Here is a 1,732-nt window from a genome sequence, read left to right on the forward strand (position 1 = left end):
TTGAGCGTAGACACCTTGCTCAACAGCCCTGGGGCCCCGTCCGTTTCACAGCCCTCGCCCCGTCACCCGATCGGTGGCCACTCTGAAAATGCTCACTGAACAGATCCACCATGCCCAGCGGGATCATCGCGTCAGTCTCATGGGCCCGCTCGCGCGGGACACCAACAGGCAAAAGGCCCAGGCGGCGGGCTTCGACAACACCCGCTTCACCGTCGACTGGGAGAACAGACAGGTCGTATGTCCCGAGGGCCGCACCACCACGAGCTGGCGGGAGACGACCAGCCACCCAGGGACGCCGGTGGTTCGGGCGACGTTCGCGAGACGTGACTGCAGCTCCTGTCCCGCCCGCCAGGAATGCACGAGTTCACTAAAGGGTCGCTACATCACCCTGCGGCCCCGGCCCGAACATGAGCCCAGGTCGGGCTGAACCGAGCAGGTGATCTACCGCCCGCAGTCCGCGCGGTTTGCGAGACGGGCGAGGGACTCAGCCCATCCTGTGACGGTGATCACACTCTTCTCGCAGGGTTCGCACACCCTGTGCACCAGCGGAATGCCGGGTGGCCTCAAGCCTGTGCGGGTTCGGCCTGCCCTCATGGGACGGCGGGCCGCAGCACGGCTGCTGGCCCCCACACTTCTCTTCACCGCCGTCGGCCTCGCAGTCCCGGCAACCCCCGCCGCAGCCGCCACCATCTCTCAGACGTTCACGGCGGGGGCAGACCAGCCTTTTACCGTGCCCACAGGCGTGGCTTCACTCACCATCACTGCTATGGGAGCTGCAGGTTCGCAAAGCGGATTCGGACCTACACCGGGGGGAGCCGGATCCACAGTCACCGGGACTCTTGTAGTGGAGGCAGGCGGTCTGATCGAACCGGGCAGCATCCTCTATGTGAATGTCGATGTCGGCGGCGGTTCGGGCGGCAACCCCGGCGGCGGAGACGATAGGGGCGGAAACGGAGGCGGTGCCAGCGACGTGCGGACCTGCTCCTCCACCGAACCAGGCTGCGTGCTCACTGGCAACTCGAATAGCGATCCTAGACTCATTGTTGCTGGAGGCGGCGGCGGTGCCGGCAGGGGGCAGCTTTCCCCCCCTAACGCACAGACAGGAGGGGCCGCCGACCATCCCGAGGGCCATCCGGGCGGGACACGCCCGAATGGGGGCAGTGGAGGCGGCGGAGGCACTCAAACGTCAGCCGGAGCTGGAGGAGTGACCTGCCCAGTCGGTATCCCCGGTACGGCCGGGACCGACGGTGCGGCCGGAGCCGGGGGCACAGGCGGTGGCCAAATCGGAGGAGGAGGGGGAGGAGGAGGCTGGTTCGGAGGAGGAGGGGGAGGAGGGTGTAATCAGCTCACAAGCGACGGAAGCGGTGGTCCTGGCGGTGGTGGGGGTGGTTCGGACTTTGTGCCCGACGGTGGTTCCCGTGAGGCGGCGTCTGGTCCGGCGCAGGTGGTGATTTCCTATACCGTCCAGGACCTGGAAGTCACAACCGCGAGTCCGCTGCCCAACGCCACCGTCGGCCAGCCGTACTCGACCACGGTTGAAACAGCCGGCGGAACTGGGGAGCCGACCTTCACCGTCACCGCGGGCAGCCTCCCACCCGGGCTGACCCTGGCCGCCGACGGCACCCTGAGCGGTACCCCCACCCAGCCGGGCACCTACACCTTCACCGTCACCGCGACCGACCCCAACCCCCAAGTCCCCACCGCATCCAAAACCTTCACCCTCACCGTCAAC

General features: G+C 67.4%; 2 protein-coding genes. Both read left to right on the forward strand.

Features of this window, described 5'->3' with window-relative positions; genetic code table 11:
- The first annotated feature begins 139 nt into the window (after nucleotides 1-139).
- Nucleotides 140-427: a transposase gene (locus IF89_RS50060; protein ID WP_420707020.1), complete on the forward strand. Its 288-nt coding sequence runs from the start codon at nucleotides 140-142 to the stop codon at nucleotides 425-427.
- 1,017 nt (nucleotides 428-1,444) lie between these two features.
- A partial coding sequence (locus tag IF89_RS0135250) for a putative Ig domain-containing protein (protein ID WP_030777154.1) occupies nucleotides 1,445-1,732 on the forward strand: 288 nt, incomplete at its 3' end.

Origin of the sequence: Streptomyces sp. NRRL F-2664, assembly GCF_000719345.1 — a bacterium.
Lineage (GTDB): Bacteria > Actinomycetota > Actinomycetes > Streptomycetales > Streptomycetaceae > Streptomyces.